Genomic DNA, 1,246 nt, shown 5'->3' with positions numbered 1-1,246 from the left:
ATCGTGGAGCAGAAGAGCCTTTTCTCGGCTGGCTTCGTCGTCGACGCACACCATTCCGCCGGTTCCCGCGCACGTGATGATGTGTGCCATCGAGAAACTGGTGACGACGATGTCGGCCCGAGAGCCGGTAGGAGTGCCGCGGAGCGTGGCGCCGATCGCATCACACGAATCCTCGATCACCTTGAGTCCGTGTCGATCTGCGATGTCGCGGATGACGTCCCAGTCCGGGCAGTTGCCGGCCAGGTTCGGCATCAGTATGGCACCGGTCTTCTCGGTGACCATGGCCTCGATCTTGGTGACGTCGACGTTGAACGTGTTCGGTTCCACGTCCACGAACACCGGCACCAGACCGGCACGAACGATCGGTGCGATGTCGGTGGAGAACGTCAGCGGCGACGTGATGATCTCGCTTCCGGCAGGCAGCCCGAGCAGCTCGACTGCCAAGTACAAACCCGAGGATCCCGAGTTGCACATGACGCCGAACTTCTTGCCGGCCAAGGCCGCGATGCGTTCTTCCATCTCGAAGACGTTCTTGCCGATGCGCAATCCTTGATGCCCGCTGCGCAAGACGTCGACAACCGCCTGTATTTCTTCCTCGCCGTGGGTGGCCCTGGCGTAGGTGATCCGCTCGCTCATCTTGTTCCTGCTTTCTCGAATAGGCGGCAGATTCAGCGATCTGCCGAGAGGACGAGCGCACTGTGCGGGACGGGAGAGCCGCCGGTCACGAGCACGTTGTCCAGAGTTTTGGTGGGTTGGTTGGTGGAGGTGCCGCGGATCAGGCGAACACCTTCGGCAATGCCGTTGACGCCGTGGATGTATCCCTCACCGAGTTGACCGCCGTGGGTGTTGATCGGCAGGCGACCGTCCAACTCGAGATTGCCGTCGGCGATGAAGTCTTTGGCCTCGCCCCGACCGCAGAATCCGTACTCCTCGAGTTGAAGCAGGACCATCGGGGTGAAAGCGCCGTAGAGAACGACGGTGTCGTCGTTCGCAATGCCTTTGGCGGAGAGCAGATCCGAGAACTGCTCCTGGTTCAGGAAGTCGCGTCGGACGCCGTCCTGGAGGTCCTTGCGCCAGTCGAGCTTGACTGCACCCTCGATGTGGCCGCCGTCGTATGCGCTGGTGTCCTCGTCCACCTCGACAAAAACGGTCTTGGGGGTGTTGAGGTTCTGCTCAGCCCAGTCAGCGGAGGCCGCACGCACCCGCCTGACAGACCCCTGTCCGGCATGCCCCCCGCCCGACAGGC

At 62.4% G+C, this 1,246-nt stretch carries 2 protein-coding genes; both read right to left on the bottom strand.

Annotated elements, in window-relative coordinates:
* Positions 1 to 636 (bottom strand): DegT/DnrJ/EryC1/StrS family aminotransferase (locus ABT116_RS47705; RefSeq protein ID WP_351647718.1); only part of this gene is annotated, 636 nt, incomplete at its 3' end.
* Positions 637 to 668: 32 nt separating this feature from the next.
* A partial coding sequence (locus tag ABT116_RS47700; protein WP_351647714.1) for a thiolase C-terminal domain-containing protein occupies positions 669 to 1,246 on the bottom strand: 578 nt, incomplete at its 5' end.

Source organism: Streptomyces sp. NPDC002130 (assembly GCF_040296465.1).
Classification (GTDB): domain Bacteria; phylum Actinomycetota; class Actinomycetes; order Streptomycetales; family Streptomycetaceae; genus Streptomyces.
This window is presented reverse-complemented; position numbering and strand designations above follow the sequence as displayed.